Source organism: Halobacteriovorax sp. GB3 (assembly GCF_028649655.1).
Taxonomy (GTDB): Bacteria; Bdellovibrionota; Bacteriovoracia; order Bacteriovoracales; family Bacteriovoracaceae; genus BSW11-IV.
In genome coordinates this window covers 322,941-340,876 of sequence record NZ_JAQSLN010000005.1, presented here as the reverse complement: position 1 = coordinate 340,876, position 17,936 = coordinate 322,941, and the positions used below count along the sequence as shown (strand labels likewise).

General features: G+C 36.1%; 21 protein-coding genes. 13 read left to right on the top strand and 8 right to left on the bottom strand.

Features of this window, described 5'->3' with window-relative positions:
* Positions 1–3: 3 nt before the first annotated feature.
* A complete protein-coding gene (locus tag HBN50_RS17105) occupies positions 4–300 on the top strand; it encodes a hypothetical protein (RefSeq protein WP_273872078.1) in 297 nt (98 codons plus the stop codon).
* Between the two features lie 2 nt (positions 301–302).
* On the opposite strand, the gene HBN50_RS17100 is transcribed toward HBN50_RS17105, so the two are convergent.
* The 4 genes from HBN50_RS17100 to HBN50_RS17085 all read right to left on the bottom strand — a co-directional run bounded on the left by HBN50_RS17100 (position 303) and on the right by HBN50_RS17085 (position 5,180).
* Positions 303–1,208, bottom strand: a complete 906-nt coding sequence (locus HBN50_RS17100; RefSeq protein WP_273872077.1) for a TonB C-terminal domain-containing protein — start codon at positions 1,206–1,208, stop codon at positions 303–305.
* A 69-nt stretch (positions 1,209–1,277) separates the two neighbouring features.
* Positions 1,278–4,013 (bottom strand): penicillin-binding protein 1A, encoded by a 2,736-nt coding sequence (locus HBN50_RS17095; protein ID WP_273872076.1) that lies wholly within the window; start codon positions 4,011–4,013, stop codon positions 1,278–1,280.
* A gap of 6 nt (positions 4,014–4,019) precedes the next feature.
* Positions 4,020–4,967: a hypothetical protein gene (locus HBN50_RS17090; protein ID WP_273872074.1), complete on the bottom strand. Its 948-nt coding sequence runs from the start codon at positions 4,965–4,967 to the stop codon at positions 4,020–4,022.
* Positions 4,968–5,180, bottom strand: coding sequence for an exodeoxyribonuclease VII small subunit (locus HBN50_RS17085; protein ID WP_273872072.1), 213 nt, complete (start codon positions 5,178–5,180; stop codon positions 4,968–4,970).
* A 200-nt stretch (positions 5,181–5,380) separates the two neighbouring features.
* Between HBN50_RS17085 and HBN50_RS17080 the strand changes: the two genes are divergently transcribed.
* The 12 genes from HBN50_RS17080 (at position 5,381) to fliW (ending at position 14,666) form a co-directional block, all read left to right on the top strand.
* Positions 5,381–6,214: a flagellar hook-basal body protein gene (locus HBN50_RS17080; RefSeq protein WP_273872068.1), complete on the top strand. Its 834-nt coding sequence runs from the start codon at positions 5,381–5,383 to the stop codon at positions 6,212–6,214.
* Between the two features lie 9 nt (positions 6,215–6,223).
* The gene (gene flgG, locus HBN50_RS17075; protein ID WP_273872067.1) at positions 6,224–7,063 is read left to right on the top strand and encodes a flagellar basal-body rod protein FlgG; all 840 of its coding nucleotides are present in this window, start codon (positions 6,224–6,226) and stop codon (positions 7,061–7,063) included.
* 2 nt (positions 7,064–7,065) lie between these two features.
* Positions 7,066–7,938: a flagellar basal body P-ring formation chaperone FlgA gene (flgA, locus tag HBN50_RS17070; RefSeq protein ID WP_273872065.1), complete on the top strand. Its 873-nt coding sequence runs from the start codon at positions 7,066–7,068 to the stop codon at positions 7,936–7,938.
* Positions 7,935–8,711, top strand: a complete 777-nt coding sequence (locus HBN50_RS17065) for a flagellar basal body L-ring protein FlgH (RefSeq protein WP_273872062.1) — start codon at positions 7,935–7,937, stop codon at positions 8,709–8,711. The genes flgA and HBN50_RS17065 overlap by 4 nt, the downstream gene beginning before the upstream one ends.
* Positions 8,712–8,716: 5 nt before the next feature.
* A complete protein-coding gene (locus HBN50_RS17060) occupies positions 8,717–9,733 on the top strand; it encodes a flagellar basal body P-ring protein FlgI (protein ID WP_273872060.1) in 1,017 nt (338 codons plus the stop codon).
* A gap of 118 nt (positions 9,734–9,851) precedes the next feature.
* A complete protein-coding gene (locus HBN50_RS17055; RefSeq protein ID WP_273872058.1) occupies positions 9,852–10,298 on the top strand; it encodes a hypothetical protein in 447 nt (148 codons plus the stop codon).
* Entirely contained in the window at positions 10,291–10,608 is a 318-nt protein-coding gene (gene flgM / locus HBN50_RS17050) for a flagellar biosynthesis anti-sigma factor FlgM (RefSeq protein WP_273872055.1), read from the top strand. The genes HBN50_RS17055 and flgM overlap by 8 nt, the downstream gene beginning before the upstream one ends.
* A gap of 9 nt (positions 10,609–10,617) precedes the next feature.
* Positions 10,618–11,121 carry a flagellar protein FlgN gene (locus HBN50_RS17045; protein WP_273872053.1) on the top strand — a complete coding sequence of 168 codons (504 nt, stop codon included), beginning with the start codon at positions 10,618–10,620 and terminating at the stop codon, positions 11,119–11,121.
* A gap of 9 nt (positions 11,122–11,130) precedes the next feature.
* Positions 11,131–12,597 carry a flagellar hook-associated protein FlgK gene (gene flgK, locus HBN50_RS17040; RefSeq protein ID WP_273872052.1) on the top strand — a complete coding sequence of 489 codons (1,467 nt, stop codon included), beginning with the start codon at positions 11,131–11,133 and terminating at the stop codon, positions 12,595–12,597.
* A 3-nt stretch (positions 12,598–12,600) separates the two neighbouring features.
* Complete coding sequence (gene flgL, locus HBN50_RS17035) at positions 12,601–13,641, top strand: flagellar hook-associated protein FlgL (RefSeq protein WP_273872051.1); 1,041 nt, start codon at positions 12,601–12,603, stop codon at positions 13,639–13,641.
* A 147-nt stretch (positions 13,642–13,788) separates the two neighbouring features.
* Positions 13,789–14,019, top strand: coding sequence for a carbon storage regulator CsrA (csrA, locus tag HBN50_RS17030; protein ID WP_273872050.1), 231 nt, complete (start codon positions 13,789–13,791; stop codon positions 14,017–14,019).
* A gap of 83 nt (positions 14,020–14,102) precedes the next feature.
* Positions 14,103–14,666, top strand: a complete 564-nt coding sequence (gene fliW, locus HBN50_RS17025; protein ID WP_273872049.1) for a flagellar assembly protein FliW — start codon at positions 14,103–14,105, stop codon at positions 14,664–14,666.
* Between the two features lie 48 nt (positions 14,667–14,714).
* On the opposite strand, the gene HBN50_RS17020 is transcribed toward fliW, so the two are convergent.
* The 4 genes from HBN50_RS17020 to HBN50_RS17005 form a co-directional block, all read right to left on the bottom strand.
* A complete protein-coding gene (locus HBN50_RS17020) occupies positions 14,715–15,443 on the bottom strand; it encodes a tetratricopeptide repeat protein (RefSeq protein WP_273872048.1) in 729 nt (242 codons plus the stop codon).
* Positions 15,430–16,218, bottom strand: coding sequence for an outer membrane protein assembly factor BamD (gene bamD, locus HBN50_RS17015; RefSeq protein ID WP_273872046.1), 789 nt, complete (start codon positions 16,216–16,218; stop codon positions 15,430–15,432). The genes HBN50_RS17020 and bamD overlap by 14 nt, the downstream gene beginning before the upstream one ends.
* Positions 16,219–16,293: 75 nt before the next feature.
* A complete protein-coding gene (locus HBN50_RS17010) occupies positions 16,294–17,340 on the bottom strand; it encodes an AI-2E family transporter (RefSeq protein ID WP_273872045.1) in 1,047 nt (348 codons plus the stop codon).
* Entirely contained in the window at positions 17,321–17,935 is a 615-nt protein-coding gene (locus HBN50_RS17005; RefSeq protein WP_273872043.1) for a cyclic nucleotide-binding domain-containing protein, read from the bottom strand. The genes HBN50_RS17010 and HBN50_RS17005 overlap by 20 nt, the downstream gene beginning before the upstream one ends.
* Between the last annotated feature and the right edge of the window lies 1 nt (position 17,936).

Here is a 17,936-nt window from a genome sequence, read left to right as displayed (position 1 = left end):
TAAATGAGCAACAATCAAGAATCTATTCAGTTAATCAACACAGCAATCATAAAATCGAAAGAGAAGAAAATCGATAGCTCTTACGAAGACAGGTTGTCTGCGACTTGCCAGACGGAAGCGATCAAAGCTCTTTCAGTTGCAATTCAGCACTTAGCAGAATCACAAAAAATTTCTTACGATCAAGCGGCTATCCAAGTTGTAGAAACAGTTAGAGAACTAGACTCTATTTGGAATGACTATGTAATGATGGAAGGTATTAATAAACTGAAGACAATGCTTAAGTCGAATTCTACACATTAATTCTAACTCTTAACGACAAAGTCCCAATCAATTTTTGCGACACCATTTTTTACAAGCCCTTTAGGTGGGTTTGGAAATGGACCGGCTTTATTAAAAGACTCGATTGCTGAGTTATCTAATTCAGAAATACCACTTGTTCCTCTAACGATGATTTCAACGATATTTCCCATTTGGTCTATATAGATAGACAAAGATGTGATGTGGTTCTCAGAAGCAGGCATACGCCTGTTAGAACGCATAATATTGTGGGCCTTTTCCTTTAAAGATTTACCCCAATGCTGTTCAAGCTTCTGCTTAATTCTGAAATAAAAGCCATAGTACTTGTACTCGACAGTATTAAGTTTAGTCATATCCCCAAGTGGAATTTCTTCAACAAAGTCATTGGCCGCAGAGAAACCTGTTTTACCAGATTTACCGTGCTTAATTCCTTTATTGCTTACAACTTCTTTTAATTTTTTAGGAGTTTTTCCAAAGGCTAGATCAGCAAAGTTAATTTTCTTTTTGAGCTTCTTAGCAATCTTCTTTTTTACTTTCTTCGCTTGCTTCTTGGCCATCTCTTGCTTTTTCTTGTTAAGAGCATTTTTTTGACCTTTTCCAGCTTCCTTAAATGCACCGATCTGACTCGCAACCGTTTGACGGTCTTGTGTTTGATTTGAGTGACTTAAGAACTTTGAATCTTTTGGTTTTATTTTATGATCAGACTTTGATGTATTAACGATTTGCTTATCTGATTTTTCAGTTTTCTTGAAAACAATTTTAATCTTCTTTTCTTTCTTCTCTGTTTTCTCTACTGATTGAATGAACTGATCTAGGCTAACATCTTCTACAAGAACAAAAATATGGAGTGCGACGGAACATAAAATTCCAATTACGATGTATTTCTTTTTTCTGTTTAGATTAAAATTCATCACGCCCTCTTGGCCCTATTATAGAGCTATCCAACCTATCGGCGTGATGAATTTTTTCTAAAGAAAATCCTACTGATTATTAAAATACTCGTCATCTTCTAATAGCTGACCATTTTGATCACCTACTATTTCATCGGAATTCTCATCACCTGGTTCGAATCCTTCAACAAAAGCTTCAAGGAAGTAATCCTTCTCCCCTGTTTTTGCAAGCTTCCCAGTTTCTTTATTGATAGGAATATTAACAATCCCTAAAGGCACAGAGAAATCTCTTTCTCCATATTTTTCCTTTGCTTTTGCCATAAACTCTTTCCATATAGGTAGAGCTGACTTCGCTCCAGTTTCGGCCCAGCCAAGAGTTTTATTGTCATCAAAACCTGTCCATACACCAGTAACAAGGTCCGCAGAAAAACCTAAAAACCATGCATCGACATAATTATTAGTCGTTCCCGTTTTCCCCCCTAAGAATGTACTTACACTCTTAGCTCCACGTCCTGTCCCGTAATTCACAACACCCTTTAAAAGATTGGTCATGATATAAGCAAGTCTCTTATCGTAAACCTGAGTACCGTCTAAATTTTCTTGGAAAGGGTTACGCTCAACTTCAACCTCTTCAGTTGTTTTCTCTTGAGCCGTTTCACTTTCTGATTCAACTTTTTCATCTGTAGCGGTAATCTCTTCAGTAGGCTTTTGATCTTCATCACTATTGAGATCTGCAATAGCATCATATTGTCTTCCGTCTCTATCTGTAAGTGAGACAATGGACTTAACTTTGATTAATTTACCGCCATTAGGAAAAATTCCAAACGTCTTAACGATATCCATAAGAGTCACACCGAAAGACCCAAGAGATAAACTCAAATCAGGATCTAATTTCGCATTAAACCCAATTCTTTCCATAAAATTGAAAATTGTTGGAACACCAAGTTTGTCAGCGATTTTAATCGTTGGAATATTTCTACTCTTCTCAAGAGAGTTTCTAAAAGTCATTGGTCCCTTGAATTTTCCATCATAATTTCTTGGCTTCCAGTTAATACTTGTTGCATCAACACCTCCAAGGGCCTCTGGTGAATCAATGATAATAGAGTTTGGAAGATATCCATTCTCTAGGCCAGCAGCAAAAAGAAGTGGTTTAAAAGAAGAACCTGGCTGTCTTCTCGATTGTATCGCTCTGTTAAATTGTGACTTAGAAAAGTCAACACCACCAACCATCGATACTAATTCACCAGAATCTGGTTTAATCGATACAAGTGCGGCTTGAGCATCTGGAACTTGATCTAGAAGACAGAGAAGATACCTTTGCTTATAGACTAAATTTTTATCTTTGCTATTATCTAAGATCGTTTTTCGTGATGACCACAAATGGTGGTCTAGACCAACTGACTTATCTTTCACTTGAACTAAAACCTTATCCCCAACTTTTAAAATAGTACTTGGTCTCGTTACGTACGGATAGTATTGGCGCTCTTCTGTAATATTTCTCTCATGGGCCCATCTAAAATAACGATAAGGCATAATACCAATCAAGCCACCAATATTGATATAGACAACTCTTCCCGCATCATCGATATGAACGACTACGGCCTCTAGTGAATCATTTTCTTCAATCGTTGAAAGAAATTTATCATCTTTTAAATTACCTGCAAGATAGTTCTTCGATTTAATTTCATTACGAAACTCTTCGCGATGCATTTTGATTCTTTCAATTTCTTCCTGATCAAATGCTATTTCATAATCTCTTGTTAACTCATCATTGAGAGTGAAAAAGAGTGACTTATCTTTATAAGCTTCTTTTCTCATTGGTACGACATATTCATCAACGATCGTATCAATATTTTGAGAACCAATTGGTCCTTTAAATCCCTGTCTTTTATCGATCGCTTTTGCACCTTCTAGTGTTTCGTCTTCAGCTTTTTTCTGAAGATCGTAATCAAGAGTTGTTTGAACTGTGTAGCCACCTGTTAGAAACTCTTCTTCACCAATTTTATTCACAACTCTTTGTCTAATCCAATCAGTGAAATAACCAGCTTTAAATCCACTTTCCTTTCTCAAGCGAAACTTGATTTTTTCATTGATAGCAGTTTCATATTCTTCTTGTGAGATTTTTCCTGTCGTTAGAAGACGACCTAAAACATAGCGTTGTCTTTTCTTAGCAAATTTTGGCTTCAAGTAAGGCGAATATCTCCCAGGAGCAACAAGAAGACCTGCGACAATGGCAGCTTCAGCATGTGTTGCTTCACTTAATTCTTTGCCAAAATAACCTTGAAAGGCGGCCTTAACACCATAGTATCCACCACCGAAATACATCTGGTTAAGATAGAGAAAGAGAATATCTTCTTTACTTAATTTCTTTTCAATTTTCTGGGCCAGTAAGAAGTCCTTAATTTTACGACTAATAGATCTTTCACTAGTTAGTAATAATGACTTTGCAACCTGCTGGGTAATTGTTGAACCACCCTGAACAACTCGTCCTGCTTTTAAGTTAGCGACCATTGCTCTCATGATTCCGAGATAATCAACTCCTTCATGTTCATAGAATCCATCATCTTCAGCCGCTAAGAAAGCATTCACAACGTGCTGAGGAATATCTTTAAACGGGACAATTTCTCTTTTCTCCTTACCAAGCTCAGCTAGAACGACCCCGTCTTTCGATAAAATCTTTGAAGGCAGTGCTGGTTTATAATCATCTAGAGAAGTAATTTTTGGTAGTCCAAATGAGAAGTACACAAAAAGCATTATCACCGAAAGAAGCCCACATATACCTAAAGCAAAGCTTCCTACAAAAAGTCTCAATAAAATCTTCTTCATGAAAAATTATTCCTTTTTCTCTACATCTGAAAGTGACTCAAGTTTGGTTTTGAGATTCGAACACAAATCCCTACCAATTTGAATAAAGTCATTAAATCTACGACTTTCATCCAAAGGCCATTTTTCCAATGGAATAGATAAGAGCATATCAACATCAAATTCGTTTTTTAAATTATAACCTACAGCTTTTGAATAAAGTCCAAAAATATAATTATTCGTGGAATTCAATTTTAATTCTTTACCAAGCGAGTCAACATAGATGATGTAATCGACTCTCGTTTTTAAATTTTTGATGACATCATATGGTGAACCAAAGAGAGGATTCAGTTTTCCATTTTGATCTTGGTAGCTAATATTAGCTTTTAAAATACTATTTATTTCTCCACGAAATAAAGTTTCATTGTGTTTATTTTCGAAACTATAACTATTGAGCGCAAGTGCTTTTTTAGAATTTTCTATTTTCTTCTGCTTAAACTCTTTATCTATAAACTCATTAAGTAGTTCTTTCCACTCACTTGAGTAAACTTCATACTCTGATAACTCCCCTACCAACTTATAGAGCTTCCACTCAATTTGCTCAGGAGTGAGGCCATAGGCATAGAGCGAAGCCACAATACTAGAGAAACCACTACCTGAGACGTAATGAACTTCTGCTCCAATTTCTTCTAAGCAAGCTAGCATCGGGATATAGGAAATCGATTTATAAAGACCTGGAGAAAGAATCATTCCAATTACTTTCTTTTTTTCAACAGGTTGTGAAAAATGTGTTTCAAATTCTTCAGGAGGCATAGGTCCTAAAACTTGGCCCATTGCTCTTTTGTTGGATATGAAAGGTACTTCTCTAACGAAGATATTATTGTCAAAGTCGACGCTAGCAAATGTAACTTCTTTATTAGAAGTCGTTGAACAAGACGAGAGAATAATTGAGAAAATAGATAGAATGAATAATCTCATTTAATCTAGTTCTTCCTCTTTTAAGCTTTCTGATAAAACTGATAATTTCTTTTCTGCTTTATCTAATTTATCTTTGCAACCTTTGTAGAGATTTACACCTGACTCAAAGGCCTTCAGACTTTCTTCTAAAGACAGCTCACCTGACTCAAGTTTTCCGACAACCTCTTCTAAGTCCTTGAGTGATTGCTCAAAACTTTTTTCTGACTTTGCCATATGTCACCTTTTTGACGCGCGTCCCCGCGCTGTGAGGAAAATTTGTATCTTTTTCTGTATTTTATACCATCATATTTAACAACTGACAGTCATTTTCACATAATTTCAGAGACTTGTTCGGTGGGTCATTTTTGCCTCTGTGGAACTATTGGCATTGGACTTGGTATATTTTTCTATAGAAGTTCACCAGGAGGGTGAAATTGAAGGATTTATGGGTCCCTCTTTCTGGCGCGATTGCTCAACAAAGGAAGGTTGAAACAATTGCTAACAACGTGGCTAACGCCAATACACCAGGTTTTAAAAGAGACCAAGTTACATTTAAAGAATATATGACAGCACTAAATAAAGGTGTTGAGGACATTGATCTACCTAATAAAGAATGGGCTCCTCAAGATTTTTATCGAAGCTACGGAGCAGAGAATGCACAAGTTGAAGTCGATGCTTCCTACACTATTTTCGAACAAGGACAGATGCGTCCGACTAAAAACCCCCTAGACATTGCTCTATTTGGAAACGGCTTCATTGAAGTTCTAACTCCCAATGGTATTCGCTATACAAGAAGAGGAATGCTTTCACTCGAAAACGATGGGACACTTGTAACAGATAAAGGTCACAAAGTTCTCATGAGAAGTGAGATTCCAGCAAATGCCACTGATGAACAACTCCAAGCGCTCCCTAAACCCGAAGATCGAGTTATTAAAATACCTAATGGACAAGTAAGTATTAATCTTCAAGGGGAAGTTTTCTCTAATGATCTTAAAGTTGGTCATTTAACTGTTCGTGAGTTTCATGATCAGCAGGCCCTAAGAAAAGAAGGAAGCTCACTTTATATCAATAAAGATTTATCAAATATTAAAACGACACCTTTAAAGACAGCTATTCATCAGGGTTATGTTGAAGAGTCTAACGTAAATGCAATTCATGAAATGAGTGAATTGATAAAGGCCCATAGACATTTTGAAAGTATTCAAAACGTTATTAAAACTTACGACAACATCTCTAGTAAGGGTGTTAATGAAATTTCAAAGTTCTAGGAGAATTTGATGTATTCTAAAATTATCGTTATCGCTCTTTTACTTATAGGAACGAATCAAGCAATGCTTAGAGCTCTCAATGTAGCAGCAACAGGTATGGCCACTCAAGAAGTCCACGTGAGCACGATTTCAAACAATATCGCTAACGTTAATACGATTGGTTATAAGAAACAAAGATCTGAATCAGAAGACCTCCTTTACAATACAATTACTGAAGCAGGTGCGCGCTCAAGTCAGAACACTCGTTATAACGTAGGTGTTCAAGTTGGATCTGGTTCTAAAATTTCAGCCGTTAGGAAAGAATTCTCTCAAGGAGCTCCTAGAATTACAAATAACCCATTTGATCTTATGGTTAATGGAGAAGGGTTCTTTGGTCTCATTACACCAAACAATGAAGTTCTTTATACAAGAGATGGTTCATTTAATGTCGATAGCACAGGGACTCTTGTTAACAAACAAGGATACCGCGTTTTTCCTACATTCACTTTTCCACAGGGAACAAAAAGCGTAATGATCTCTAATAATGGGACTGTTGAAGTTTACTTGAATGGACAAGTTGAGCCTCAAATCCTTGGTCAAATTCCGATTTTTACTTTCATCAATGCTGTTGGACTTAAATCAAATGGTGGTAACAACTACATGATCACAAGTGCCTCAGGTCAGCCGATCCAAAATGTTGCAGGCCAAAGTAATGCCGGTTCAATTCAACAAGGTGCACTTGAAAACTCAAACGTCAGTATTATGAATGAAATGACGGGACTGATTCGTGCACAAAGAGCTTATGAAATGAACTCTAAGGTAATGGGCATCGCAGACCAAATGCTACAAACAGTGAATAACATAAGGTAGATATGACGAAAGTTTTTTTCTTCTTCATTACATTATTGTCGTTAAAATCGTTCAGCTGTGAAGTTAACACAGCTGATAAATTATTTTTTGTGAAAGATACTCAAGTAACCAATGAGCAGGCCTTAAATTTCAAAGGTTGTTCTAGTGAACAAAAAGACGAAGTTCTTTCTATTATAAAAACTCTAGAAGGAACCATTCATACATCTCACCTCAAAAAAATGGGTAACTTTTCTGATGTAACGTTTACTAAAACTAGAATTCAGATAACAACGTTGAATCAGTATTTACGAGAGAAACTTTCTTTAGAAAGTGATCTCTTCATTACGAATATCAACACGAATGGAATGCCATTGCCACTTGGTCTTAATCAAGATGAAACTCTTCAACTTAAATGTTTCAATTGTAAAGAGCCTGGTAACTATGCAATGAACTTAGAAATTCAATCTCCGTTTAATAAAAGAACGAAATGGGGACAATTAAAAATACAAAGAAAGATTCAAGTTCTGAAACTAAAAGACGAAATCAGAGTAGCAAATGAAACTCTATCTCCTTCCCTTTTTGAGAAGGCGTTTATCTTTGCAGATTTCCCATCAAAATACATTAAAGATGCTAAAGAACTCGTTTTCTATAAGGCTAATCGTTCCCTCTCTAAAGGGCATGTCTTGTTAAGAACAGATATCGTTCCTCAAAATATTGTTCAAAGAGGACAGGACACACAAGTTATCATTAAAACAAAACACTTAACACTTACTGGGGCAGCATCTGCTCTTAGAAGTGGCTCTATTGGTCAGATGGTCGAATTACGAAATAAAAAATCTAAACGCACGTTTTCGGCTAAAGTTGTCGATTTTAACAAGGTTATGGTTGAGCTATGAAATTAATTAGTCTTTTAACAGTTCTCTTTATGTTCACTTCCTGTGCTGGATATGTGGACCGTATTCACAGAGAACTAGATCGTGAAGATGAGAAAGTTGCTCAGGGGCGATACAGAAGAGGATATGATACTTTTCAACAATTTCGTGGTGGTCAAAATTATGAAGGTTATAAACCAAAATATTATAGACCAACACCAAATCCAATTAACACTGTAACATCAACGTCAAGAACTGTTATACAGCCGAATATTAAAAGAAATTATCAACCAGAGCAAGCTGCTAAGAAACGTTACACAGCATCAGACTTAGAGGACTCTAAGCCCGAGGCAAGTTTATGGGCAGGTTCAGGTAACGAAAATTATCTCTTCACTAAAAACAAATGGAAGAAGAATGGTGATATTGTTCTCGTTAACGTTCAAACTAAGTTGAAAAAAGAAATCACACTTGAATTGAAAAGAGCTTTTCCAGTTTATCCAAGACCAAGTACGAAGAAGAACACTAAAGAGCCTGCTTCAACAACACCTGCTCCAGCAGAGGAAGAAGATGAAACTTCACAAGATGATCCGGCCAAGGTTCACGACAGAATTTCTTCAGTCATTATTGAAGAAATTAGTAAAGATCACCTTTTGGTTCGTGGACAAAAACTACTTCTCTATAAAAATAGAAAGCGTCTTATTGAGCTACAAGCTTTAGTTTCAAGAAAAGATATTTCAGATGATGACACAATAAATTCTAGCAAATTTCTAGAATCATCAATTACGGTTATAAGGTAAACAGTATGAAAAAAATCGCAATCAGTTTTTCATTATTAGCATTTATCTTTAGTGGTGTTTCAACAGCACTTGCAAAGACAAATAGGCTCAAAGATCTTGTGTCAGTGAAGGGTGTTAGAGAAAACCCAATAATCGGTTATGGTCTAGTTATTGGTCTTAATGGTACCGGTGATGGTGGTGGAGAAATTACGAATACTTCTCTAAAGAGAATGTTTCAAAAACTAGGACTAAATCCTCAAAACGAAATCACTTCAAAGAATGTTGCTGCCGTTATTGTTACTGCTAAACTTCCTCCTTTTGGACGCCTCGGACAGAAGGTTGATGTCACAGTCTCTTCTATTGGTGATGCTTCATCACTAGCAGGTGGTACCCTACTTGTGACTCCGCTTAAAGGTGGTGATGGTAATGTATACGGTGTTGCCAATGGCCAACTTTCAATTGGAGGCCTTGAGAAGGGGGCAAAATTTGCCACTACTGCGAGAATCCCTAATGGAGCAACCATTGAAAAAGAAATCTCCCTGGACTTTGATCAGAAGAAATCTCTACGCTTAAGTCTTAGAAATCCAGACTTCACTACTGCCGCAAGAATTGAGAGAGTTATCAATCAAGAACTTGGCGGTAAATATGCCAACGCTAAAGATGCTACGACAATTGATTTAATTGTTCCTGCCCACTATGAAAGAAAGGTCGTCTCTCTTATGGCGATCATTGAAAATTTCAAGGTGGAAAGCGACCAAATGGCTAAAATCATTATCAATGAGCGCACTGGAACGATCGTTGCGGGTGGAGATATTGCTTTAAAGCCAGTGGCCATAAGTCATGGAACTTTGTCTATTGAGATTGGTGAAGGACAGGGAGATGATGCCAAAACAGGTTCTACTCTCTTCGTTGATGAAAAAGCTACACTAAATGATCTGGTAAAAAGCTTAAATGCTTATGGAACAACACCAGAAGATTTGATTTCAATATTCCAGGCCCTCAAACAAAATGGGTCAATTATTGGTCTTATTGAATTCATCTAGTGTAATTAATATACGTATGTGCCCCATTAAGACTGGCATCAAACCCATTTTTAATGGTAGAATAATAAAAGTAAGATGTTTCTAGGATTGAAGCATCATCTATAACTCAGGAAGAGTAATGAACGAAGTCAAAATTCACAGACCTCACATCACACTCAAAAAAGATGCTCCCAAAAAAGGGCAGCATATAGATGATCGTCAATTTATCCCAGAACCTTACAAAAAAGTTGCTCGTGGCATGGAGGAACAATTTGCCAACTTCATGCTTCAAGAAATGGAAAAAACGACTGGCGCTAAAGATGGTAGCACGGCTTCTGACTATTACAAGAACCTCATGCGTTCAAAAAGAGCTGAAGCAATGGCACTCGAAAACAAACTGGGGATTCAAGATTCTATCTTAGATCAGATTTATCCCAAACAACAAAGATCGAAAGCTGCCCACGATGCTTACCTAGCTGCTACTTCAAATAAGTTCCAAAAGAGCAAAGTTGAAATGCACGATTATCCAAAACAGGATATCCAAATGGCACGAAAGGATTCTGCCAAGGAGTTGAACAATGACTAACATTGATACACGTTCAAGTTTCTTTCCAAACACAAAGACTAAGACAAGCTCTAATCCTCTAGCTGAAACATTGCTTAAAAGAAATTCACCTGATCGTGTGAAAGAGCTTAATACTTATGCAAAGTCTGATTCTAAAGTTGATATCTCTGATGCAATCAAAGATTTCGCTAAAATCAAAAGAGTTGCTGACTCTGCCCCAGAGGTTGATAACTCAGATAAAATTGCACGCCTTAAAAGCCAAATCCAAGCTGGAACTTATAAAGTCGATTACGATGCACTAGCAGATAAGATTTTAAGTGAAGAGGTTTAGTAGGTAGATATGGAAAAGACATCACAACTCCAGTTACTCTATTTTAGAATTACTGATTTATGGAAAGAGTTCTGTGAACTTCACAATCAACTTTTTGAATATACATGTGATGAATACTCTCACCTCTTGGCGAGTGAGCTTGAGGATTTAGAGGAAACAATTAATAAAAAGAAAAAAGTGATTGAGAAAATTGGCTTTTTAGAAAAGCAAAGACTTCACCTCATCACAGATTTGAATAAAATTCTAGATAACAAACAAGTTAATACTGTTAGTGAATTAACTCAGTTTTTTCATGATTTTGAAACTGAGAAAGAGCAAAAGCATTTATTTCGCTTCAATGCACTTCTCGTTGATATTATTCAAAAGATTCAAGATCAAAATAAGAGAAATCAAGTTTTTATTAATAAGGCCATCCATTCCCTCAAGGAAATCCGTGAGGATGCTATTGGCCAAAAAAGTTACGCAACTTATAATTCGTTTGGAAAAGCGAAGGCCAAGAGCTTAAATATTTAGGAGACTTTTTTGTCTGATTTATTAAATATTGGAAGAACCGGATTAGCAGCATCTAAGAAGGCCCTTGAAACAACAGGGCACAATATTGCTAATGCTAATACTGACGGTTATTCCAGACAAAAAGTCCAACAAACAACAAATGTTCCTATCACTAAAAGTGGTCTTATTCATGGAACAGGTGTTCGTGTAACTGGTGTAAATCGTGTTCACGATCAATTTGTTGAAAAAAGATTAAGAGATAGTACTTCTGAAAATGAATACTTCCAATCTCGTGCAGATAATTTAAGACAAGTAGAAGAAATTTTTAATGAAATTGACAATGGTGGTTTAAACCAGGTTTTAAACAGATTTTTCAACTCATTTCGCGATCTAGCTAATCAACCAGAAAATGAAACAATTCGTTCTGTTGTTCGCGATAATGCTAAACTTGTCATCAAAGACTTCAATAGAATTCGCACAACACTCGACCAGCTTTCTAGAAATATCGATAACTCTATGGAACGCACGGTTGGGGATATTAATCAAAAAATTAAAGAGATCGCTACGCTTAACCGTAAAATTGCAGAACTAGAAGCAATGCATGGAGAAACGGGAGATCTACGAGATCAGCGAGATCTTGCGATTAAGGCCTTATCAAAAATTGTTAAAATTCATACATATGAAGATGAAAAAGGAAATTTTAACGTTGCAGCGAAAGGTGTAGGTACGCTTGTTACTGCTGCTAATGTTGTTCCCCTGCGCTTTGGAACACAAGGTATAGATCAATCTTCAAATGGTATGGATGGATCTGGAGAGATCTTCTATGAAGGTCGCCCTTCAACTCCTATCACAAGTGGTTTCATGAAAGGAAGTCTTTCAGCAACTACTGAAGTAAGAAATAAAGATATTAAAAATTTAAGAGAAAATATCGACCAAATTGCTTATGACTTCATTAATTCTGTTAATGCTATTCATAAACGTGGTTACGTTAACAGAGAAATCCAGACAGATGAAAGTGGAAATCCTGTGTCAAGTTTTGATGCTCAAGGTCCTGTAACTGGAATTAACTTTTTTAAAATACCTACATCAATTAAAAACGCCGCTTTAAATATTGATATGAGTGACGATGTAAAATCAGACCTATCAAATATCGCGACGGCCCTTAGTCCAAATAGTTCCGGTGACAACCGCGTTGCCCTCGCTATTTCAAAAATTCAACATGAACGTTTTATGGAAGGTGGCCAATCTACGATTGAAGAAAACTTCTTAAAGACCGTTGGTAAAGTTGGGCTTGAGTCTGGTAAGGCTCAATTAGATGCCGAGCAATCTGAAGGAATTTTAGCTCAGGTAACTAATGTTAAAGAACGTATTAGTGGTGTTTCTATTGATGAAGAAGCTGCCAATATGGTTAAGTTTCAACACGTTTATGAAGCTGCAGCAAAAGTCATGCAAACAGCTGATGAAATGTTTAAAACTGTTATTAATATTAAAAGGTAATAGATGACGAGAGTATCTGAAAATAGTCAACATGCTTCAATGCAATTTGCTTTAAATAAAGCAAAGAATAGACTTGAGAACCTTCAATTGAAGGGTGCAACTCTACGTTCTATGACTAAGCCTTCAGATAATCCTGTAAGTAATGTCGAATCTATGCAGCTGACAAGCTCTATGAACGACAATAAACAATACGTTCGAAATGGGAATTTCGCTCTCATGCACCTCAATGTTACTGAGAAGTCACTTGATGAGCTCACAAATATCCTTACCAAAGCAAAAGAATTAGCGATTGCCCAATCTTCAGATTTTTATAATGAAGATGTTCGTAAAAACGTTTCTAAAGAAGTTTCACAATTAAGAAACCTAGCTCTCTCTATTGCTAATAAAAGAATTGGACAAAAATATATCTTCTCGGGATATAAAACTCTTAAACAGCCTTTTGATAGCAGTGGTAACTATCATGGAGATAAGGGAAATATCACTTTAGAAGTTGCAAAAGACTTCTTTGTTCCCGTTAATATCGATGGTCACTCTGTCTTCTTTAGCGAGACTGAATCGTCTTCTTATGAGCCTAGTCCATTAAAAAACTTTCCTCAGATGAATAAATCTCGACCTGATGGAGAGCAATTTGAAGATACCGAGATTGAACCTAGCCGTGATCTAGCCTCTGTAGATGAAGCGAATCCAGCTAATCAAGGTTATGAAAAGAGGGAGAATATTTTTGCCCTCCTCGACAACCTTGTCTCTGGGCTTGAAAATAATGAGCCTAAAGTTGTTCAAGGACTTCTTGAAAAATTTGATACTGCAATTTCTAGATTAATTACTCTAAGGACTAAAGTTGGTTCGATCACTAACTCTGTAGAAACTACTATGAGTAATATTGAATCTGAGAATATTGACCAAGCGGCGCGTAAAAGTTCCCTAGTCGATGCTGATATTGCTGAAATTTTTTCAGATCTCACTAGACAACAAGAAGTTTTAAAGACAACGTACAAATCGACGCAAGGCATGTTAAATCAAACTCTGCTCGACTTTTTGCGTTAAGAGATTTTTGAAAAGAACTTTAAGGTTAATAAAATTTATATAATATTTTCATTGAATATAGACTTTTTTCCTTGCTTTTTATAAGACAAGGTAATATATGAAGCTGTGCAGACCGAATCAGGACGGTTCAGTAGAAGAGGTTGGAATATGCTGGTATTGACACGGAAGCTGGGTGAATCCATTGCAATTGACGATCACATTAAGATCGTTGTTGTCCAAATTAAAGGGAAACAAGTCCGTCTTGGTATCAAGGCCCCTAAAGAGACTAAAATTCACAGAGAGGAAGTCTATCAGGCTATCCAGGATCAGAACATAGAAGCTTCTACGGCAGACCTGAGCTCAATTTCCTCACTCAATGACGAATTGAATAAGAAATAAATTCCTTCTTGCACTTCTGGTCCTACGACTGCTAGAATCACTAGGTCAGGGCCTAATTGGCCGCTAGCTTTTGGAGGCTTGAAGTGAAAATCAACACAACTAGATTTGGTGAACTTGAAGTAGATAATAAAGACATCATTACTTTTAATGAAGGTCTTCTAGGTTTTGAAAAACTAACTAAGTTTTTTATTGTTGATCCAGGTGATCAAACACTTATCCTTTGGCTTCAGTCTGTTGACGATTCTGCAACAGCGTTCCCAATCATTGAACCTAAAATTTTTAAACCAGACTATGCAGTTAAACTTCTTCCAGCTGAGCTTAATAGCCTCAACTTAGAAAGTTTATCAAACGCTAGTGTTTATACAATTCTAACAATTCCAACTGATGTTAAACAAATGTCTGCTAACCTTAAGGCTCCAATTGTAATTAACAATCAGTCGAAAGCTGCAAGACAAATCGTTCTCCAAGACAGCAAGTTAGAAGTTAAATGTGAAATGTATACTGATCTTAAAAGATACATTGTTAATTATTCTTCTGATGATTCTAGAAGAACAAATGTTCACATTGAAGACAAGCCAGAAACAACTATTGTTTCTCCTGATGCTCAAAACCAAATTTCACCAAAACAACCAAATCTTGAAGCATAAAAAAAGCCCTCTTCTTAGAGGGCTTTTTTATTTCTAAATTCTAATTTTTTATAAACTTGTTTCAGTCGCTGTCTTTGAGAGATTCAAATACATTGCTGCTTCAGAGTTTTTTGGATCCATTGATAAAACTCTTTCCCACTCACTTTGAGCTTCTAAAATTTTACCGTTTCCATAATAAAGGACACCCATAGCAACTCTTGCGGGTTGATACGATGGATTTTCATTTTTTAATCTTTGAAGTTCATCAAAGGCCTTTGAACTAAATCCTTTCTTCGCATAGACTTTTGCAACTTTGATTCTTGCTTCATAGTTCTCAGGATCAAGAGCAACAACTTTATTATACTCAAATAAAGCTTCATCAAATCTATTATAAGTAAGATAAAGGTCTGCTATTTCGAGGTGCTTAATAGCAAATTTTTTATTGATATGCTTATCTTCAATTCCTTCACCAGTTTTCTTTGCCTTTACTCTTTCATTGGCCTTTTCAAAAACTTTCTTCGCATTCTCATAGTGACCAATATCATTATAAAGAACTGATAAACTAATTGAAGCATCAGTGTGATTAGGATCGATTTCTAAAACCTTATTAAAGGCCTTAATCGCTTTACCAATTTCACCTCTGATATGAAAGATATTAGCGAGATAGAAAAATGCATCGACATTCTTTCCATCGACTTCAATGACTTCATTAAAAAGTGTAGAGGCCTTGGCATACTCACCTTTTTTAAAGGCTTCAATACCTCTTGTTAGTTCACTAGAAATATCAATTTTTTCCATTTTTATTTTCTACCTTTAAAGTTTCACATTCTTTAACGAGGTTTGCGGCCTTAGTTTTTTCTTTATCAGAAAGAAAAGATTGATACTTTTCAAACATTGTTAGACACGCCTGCTTATCTTCTAGCATATAAGATGCTTGCATGTGCTTATAAATTGCATAACTTCTAAGATCTTCACGGTCAGGAAATTCTTTCAAAATCTTCTCATAACGAACTTTCGAGGCATTGTACTTTTCAGTCTTATAATAGAAATCAGCAATATACTTTTCTTTATTTCGAATCATTTGCTTTGCTTTTTCAATCTTTGTTTTAGCACCTTCTAGATATTTAGAAGCACGGTAACTCCTAAGAAGTTCAGTGTAGTACTGAATGGCCATGTGTGCAGCACTGAGATCCCTGTCAAACGTCTCAGGAATTTGATTGTAGTAAGATTCAGCAATTCTAAAAAGAACGTAATCTAACTCAGTATACTTCGTGTGAAAGTCTCTAAAGATAATATAAGCAGCCGCTGCCTCTACATAACTTTCTTGCATATAAAGAATATCAGCTTGAAGTAACTCGGCCTTTGCATTGAATAAACTATATGAATACTTTGAACGAATTGTTCTTAACTTTTCAGTAGCAAGTAAATACCTTCCGGCATTAACAAGTTCTTGCGCTTCTTTAAAAAGAACTTCTGCTTCTGTTTTTCCCTCTGGTCTTGTTACTGCACAAGAACCTAATAACAAAGCAGAAAGTAATGATATCGTAAGGCCAAGAGATTTAATTATTTTCACCCAAACTCCATGAGTTATTTGCATTATTTAACACAATGCAGTTTATCACTTCAGGAGCTTTATCGTCAAAATCAATTAACGATATCGATTCTGATAAATTTCAGCATAAATCTCACTACAGATTAGTTTTAACGCAGCAGCCAATGGAATTGAAATTACCATCCCCAAAATACCAAAGGCCTGTGATCCAATGATAACACTAAGAACGACAATTATTGGGTGAAGATCAACAATCTTCGATACAAGAATTGGAAACACAATCGCAATATCGATTGCGTTTGCAATGATATACAGAATACACATAGCACCAAAAGTCGTTCCCATACCGTAATCAACGACTCCAAAAACGAGGGCCGGTACACTTCCTAGAACTGGTCCTAGATAAGGTATTACATTTGTAATCGCCGCAATTAAACCGAAGAGTAAGGCAAACCGTACATCTAACATCAAAAGCCCTAAGGTGATAACAAGACCTACAATCGTAGCTTCAACGATCTTGGCAAAGATATAATCCCCTAACTTCTTATTAAATTGATGTGATAAGAAATAGAATCTTTCAAAAATACTATTGGGCGTAATCTTAAGAATAAGAGATTTAATCCTATGACCATCTTTGAGCATAAAAAAGACAAACAGCGGAACTACAAATATCCACTCAATCAAATTAGCTAGAGTTTTAGGTAAATTTAAAAGAAAAGAAGCCGTTGTTGTTCTAACGTAATTAAAACCATCAACAACGTATTTATCTTCAATTGTATAACCGGTCTTTTCCTTTATTTTAACTCTTACTTCACGATATTTATTTTCAATAAAGCGTTCAACTTTAGGAATATAGTATTGAAAGTTTTGCGTCTCTTGAGTGATCATTGGCGCAACTTTTACGACCGGGTAAACACTAAAAAACATAATTCCAATAAAGATAGACCAAGTCGCGAGTGTTCTACTAAGCCCCATTTTAACAAGACGCGGAATCAATGGACTAAAAATTAGATTCAAAATAAATGAGATAGCAATAGGAACTGAAATTCTTGGTAACTGAAAGAGAATTCCAAACGATATGAGGAAGACTAGGATAAAGAAGACAATTCTTACTCTTTCAATTTTACTCGTTGTTCTTTGCATTAGTCTCTTCTAGTTGTTTAAGTCTTTGCTTTAAAATCTTCAGCTCACTTGTAACATTATAAAAGCGATGAGCAATAATGATTGATATAGAGTGAATTAACTTCGTCGCCACAATTGGATGCTGATCAATCAAAGCCTCTAGATCTGGTTTAAAAATTCCTAGGAGTTCACAACCTTCGCCTGCAAGAGCTGAAGCATTACGTGTTCCCTTATCTTGAAGAATCGAAAGTTCTCCAAAGTATTCGCCTCTATCGAGGTTTACGATGAGGGCCTGAGAACCATCGTCTTGAGTTGAATAGAGGGCCGCTGAACCACCAAGCAAAAAGTAAAAACCTACGCCTATATCCCCTTCTTTAAAGATGACTTCACCTTTAGAAAAACTTCTGTGATGAAGAAAGCGAGATAGAATTAGTAATTGGTAATCAGAAAAGTTCTTAAGAACTTCCACTCTTCTTAGAAACTTAGGAATCGTCTGCTTGTTACGAACAAGAGGATTTGCCTGCCAGAAATACTTGAGCGTCGGAATATCTAACTTTTCAGGTAGAGTTTCTTTGTTATCAATTTTATTTGTGATCTCATTTTCGTAACTGGCCATA

Bases quoted from the DNA above. Each gene is read 5' to 3' on its own strand.
- HBN50_RS17085 (WP_273872072.1), bottom strand. From the start codon at position 5,180: ATGGCAAAGTCAGAAAAAAGTTTTGAGCAATCACTCAAGGACTTAGAA.
- HBN50_RS17020 (WP_273872048.1), bottom strand. From the start codon at position 15,443: ATGGAAAAAATTGATATTTCTAGTGAACTAACAAGAGGTATTGAAGCC.
- HBN50_RS17105 (WP_273872078.1), top strand. From the start codon at position 4: ATGAGCAACAATCAAGAATCTATTCAGTTAATCAACACAGCAATCATA.
- flgA (WP_273872065.1), top strand. From the start codon at position 7,066: ATGACGAAAGTTTTTTTCTTCTTCATTACATTATTGTCGTTAAAATCG.
- HBN50_RS17060 (WP_273872060.1), top strand. From the start codon at position 8,717: ATGAAAAAAATCGCAATCAGTTTTTCATTATTAGCATTTATCTTTAGT.
- HBN50_RS17055 (WP_273872058.1), top strand. From the start codon at position 9,852: ATGAACGAAGTCAAAATTCACAGACCTCACATCACACTCAAAAAAGAT.
- HBN50_RS17100 (WP_273872077.1), bottom strand. From the start codon at position 1,208: ATGAATTTTAATCTAAACAGAAAAAAGAAATACATCGTAATTGGAATT.
- HBN50_RS17090 (WP_273872074.1), bottom strand. From the start codon at position 4,967: ATGAGATTATTCATTCTATCTATTTTCTCAATTATTCTCTCGTCTTGT.
- HBN50_RS17065 (WP_273872062.1), top strand. From the start codon at position 7,935: ATGAAATTAATTAGTCTTTTAACAGTTCTCTTTATGTTCACTTCCTGT.
- flgG (WP_273872067.1), top strand. From the start codon at position 6,224: ATGTATTCTAAAATTATCGTTATCGCTCTTTTACTTATAGGAACGAAT.
- HBN50_RS17010 (WP_273872045.1), bottom strand. From the start codon at position 17,340: ATGCAAAGAACAACGAGTAAAATTGAAAGAGTAAGAATTGTCTTCTTT.
- HBN50_RS17005 (WP_273872043.1), bottom strand. From the start codon at position 17,935: ATGGCCAGTTACGAAAATGAGATCACAAATAAAATTGATAACAAAGAA.
- flgL (WP_273872051.1), top strand. From the start codon at position 12,601: ATGACGAGAGTATCTGAAAATAGTCAACATGCTTCAATGCAATTTGCT.
- HBN50_RS17045 (WP_273872053.1), top strand. From the start codon at position 10,618: ATGGAAAAGACATCACAACTCCAGTTACTCTATTTTAGAATTACTGAT.
- flgM (WP_273872055.1), top strand. From the start codon at position 10,291: ATGACTAACATTGATACACGTTCAAGTTTCTTTCCAAACACAAAGACT.
- HBN50_RS17095 (WP_273872076.1), bottom strand. From the start codon at position 4,013: ATGAAGAAGATTTTATTGAGACTTTTTGTAGGAAGCTTTGCTTTAGGT.
- csrA (WP_273872050.1), top strand. From the start codon at position 13,789: ATGCTGGTATTGACACGGAAGCTGGGTGAATCCATTGCAATTGACGAT.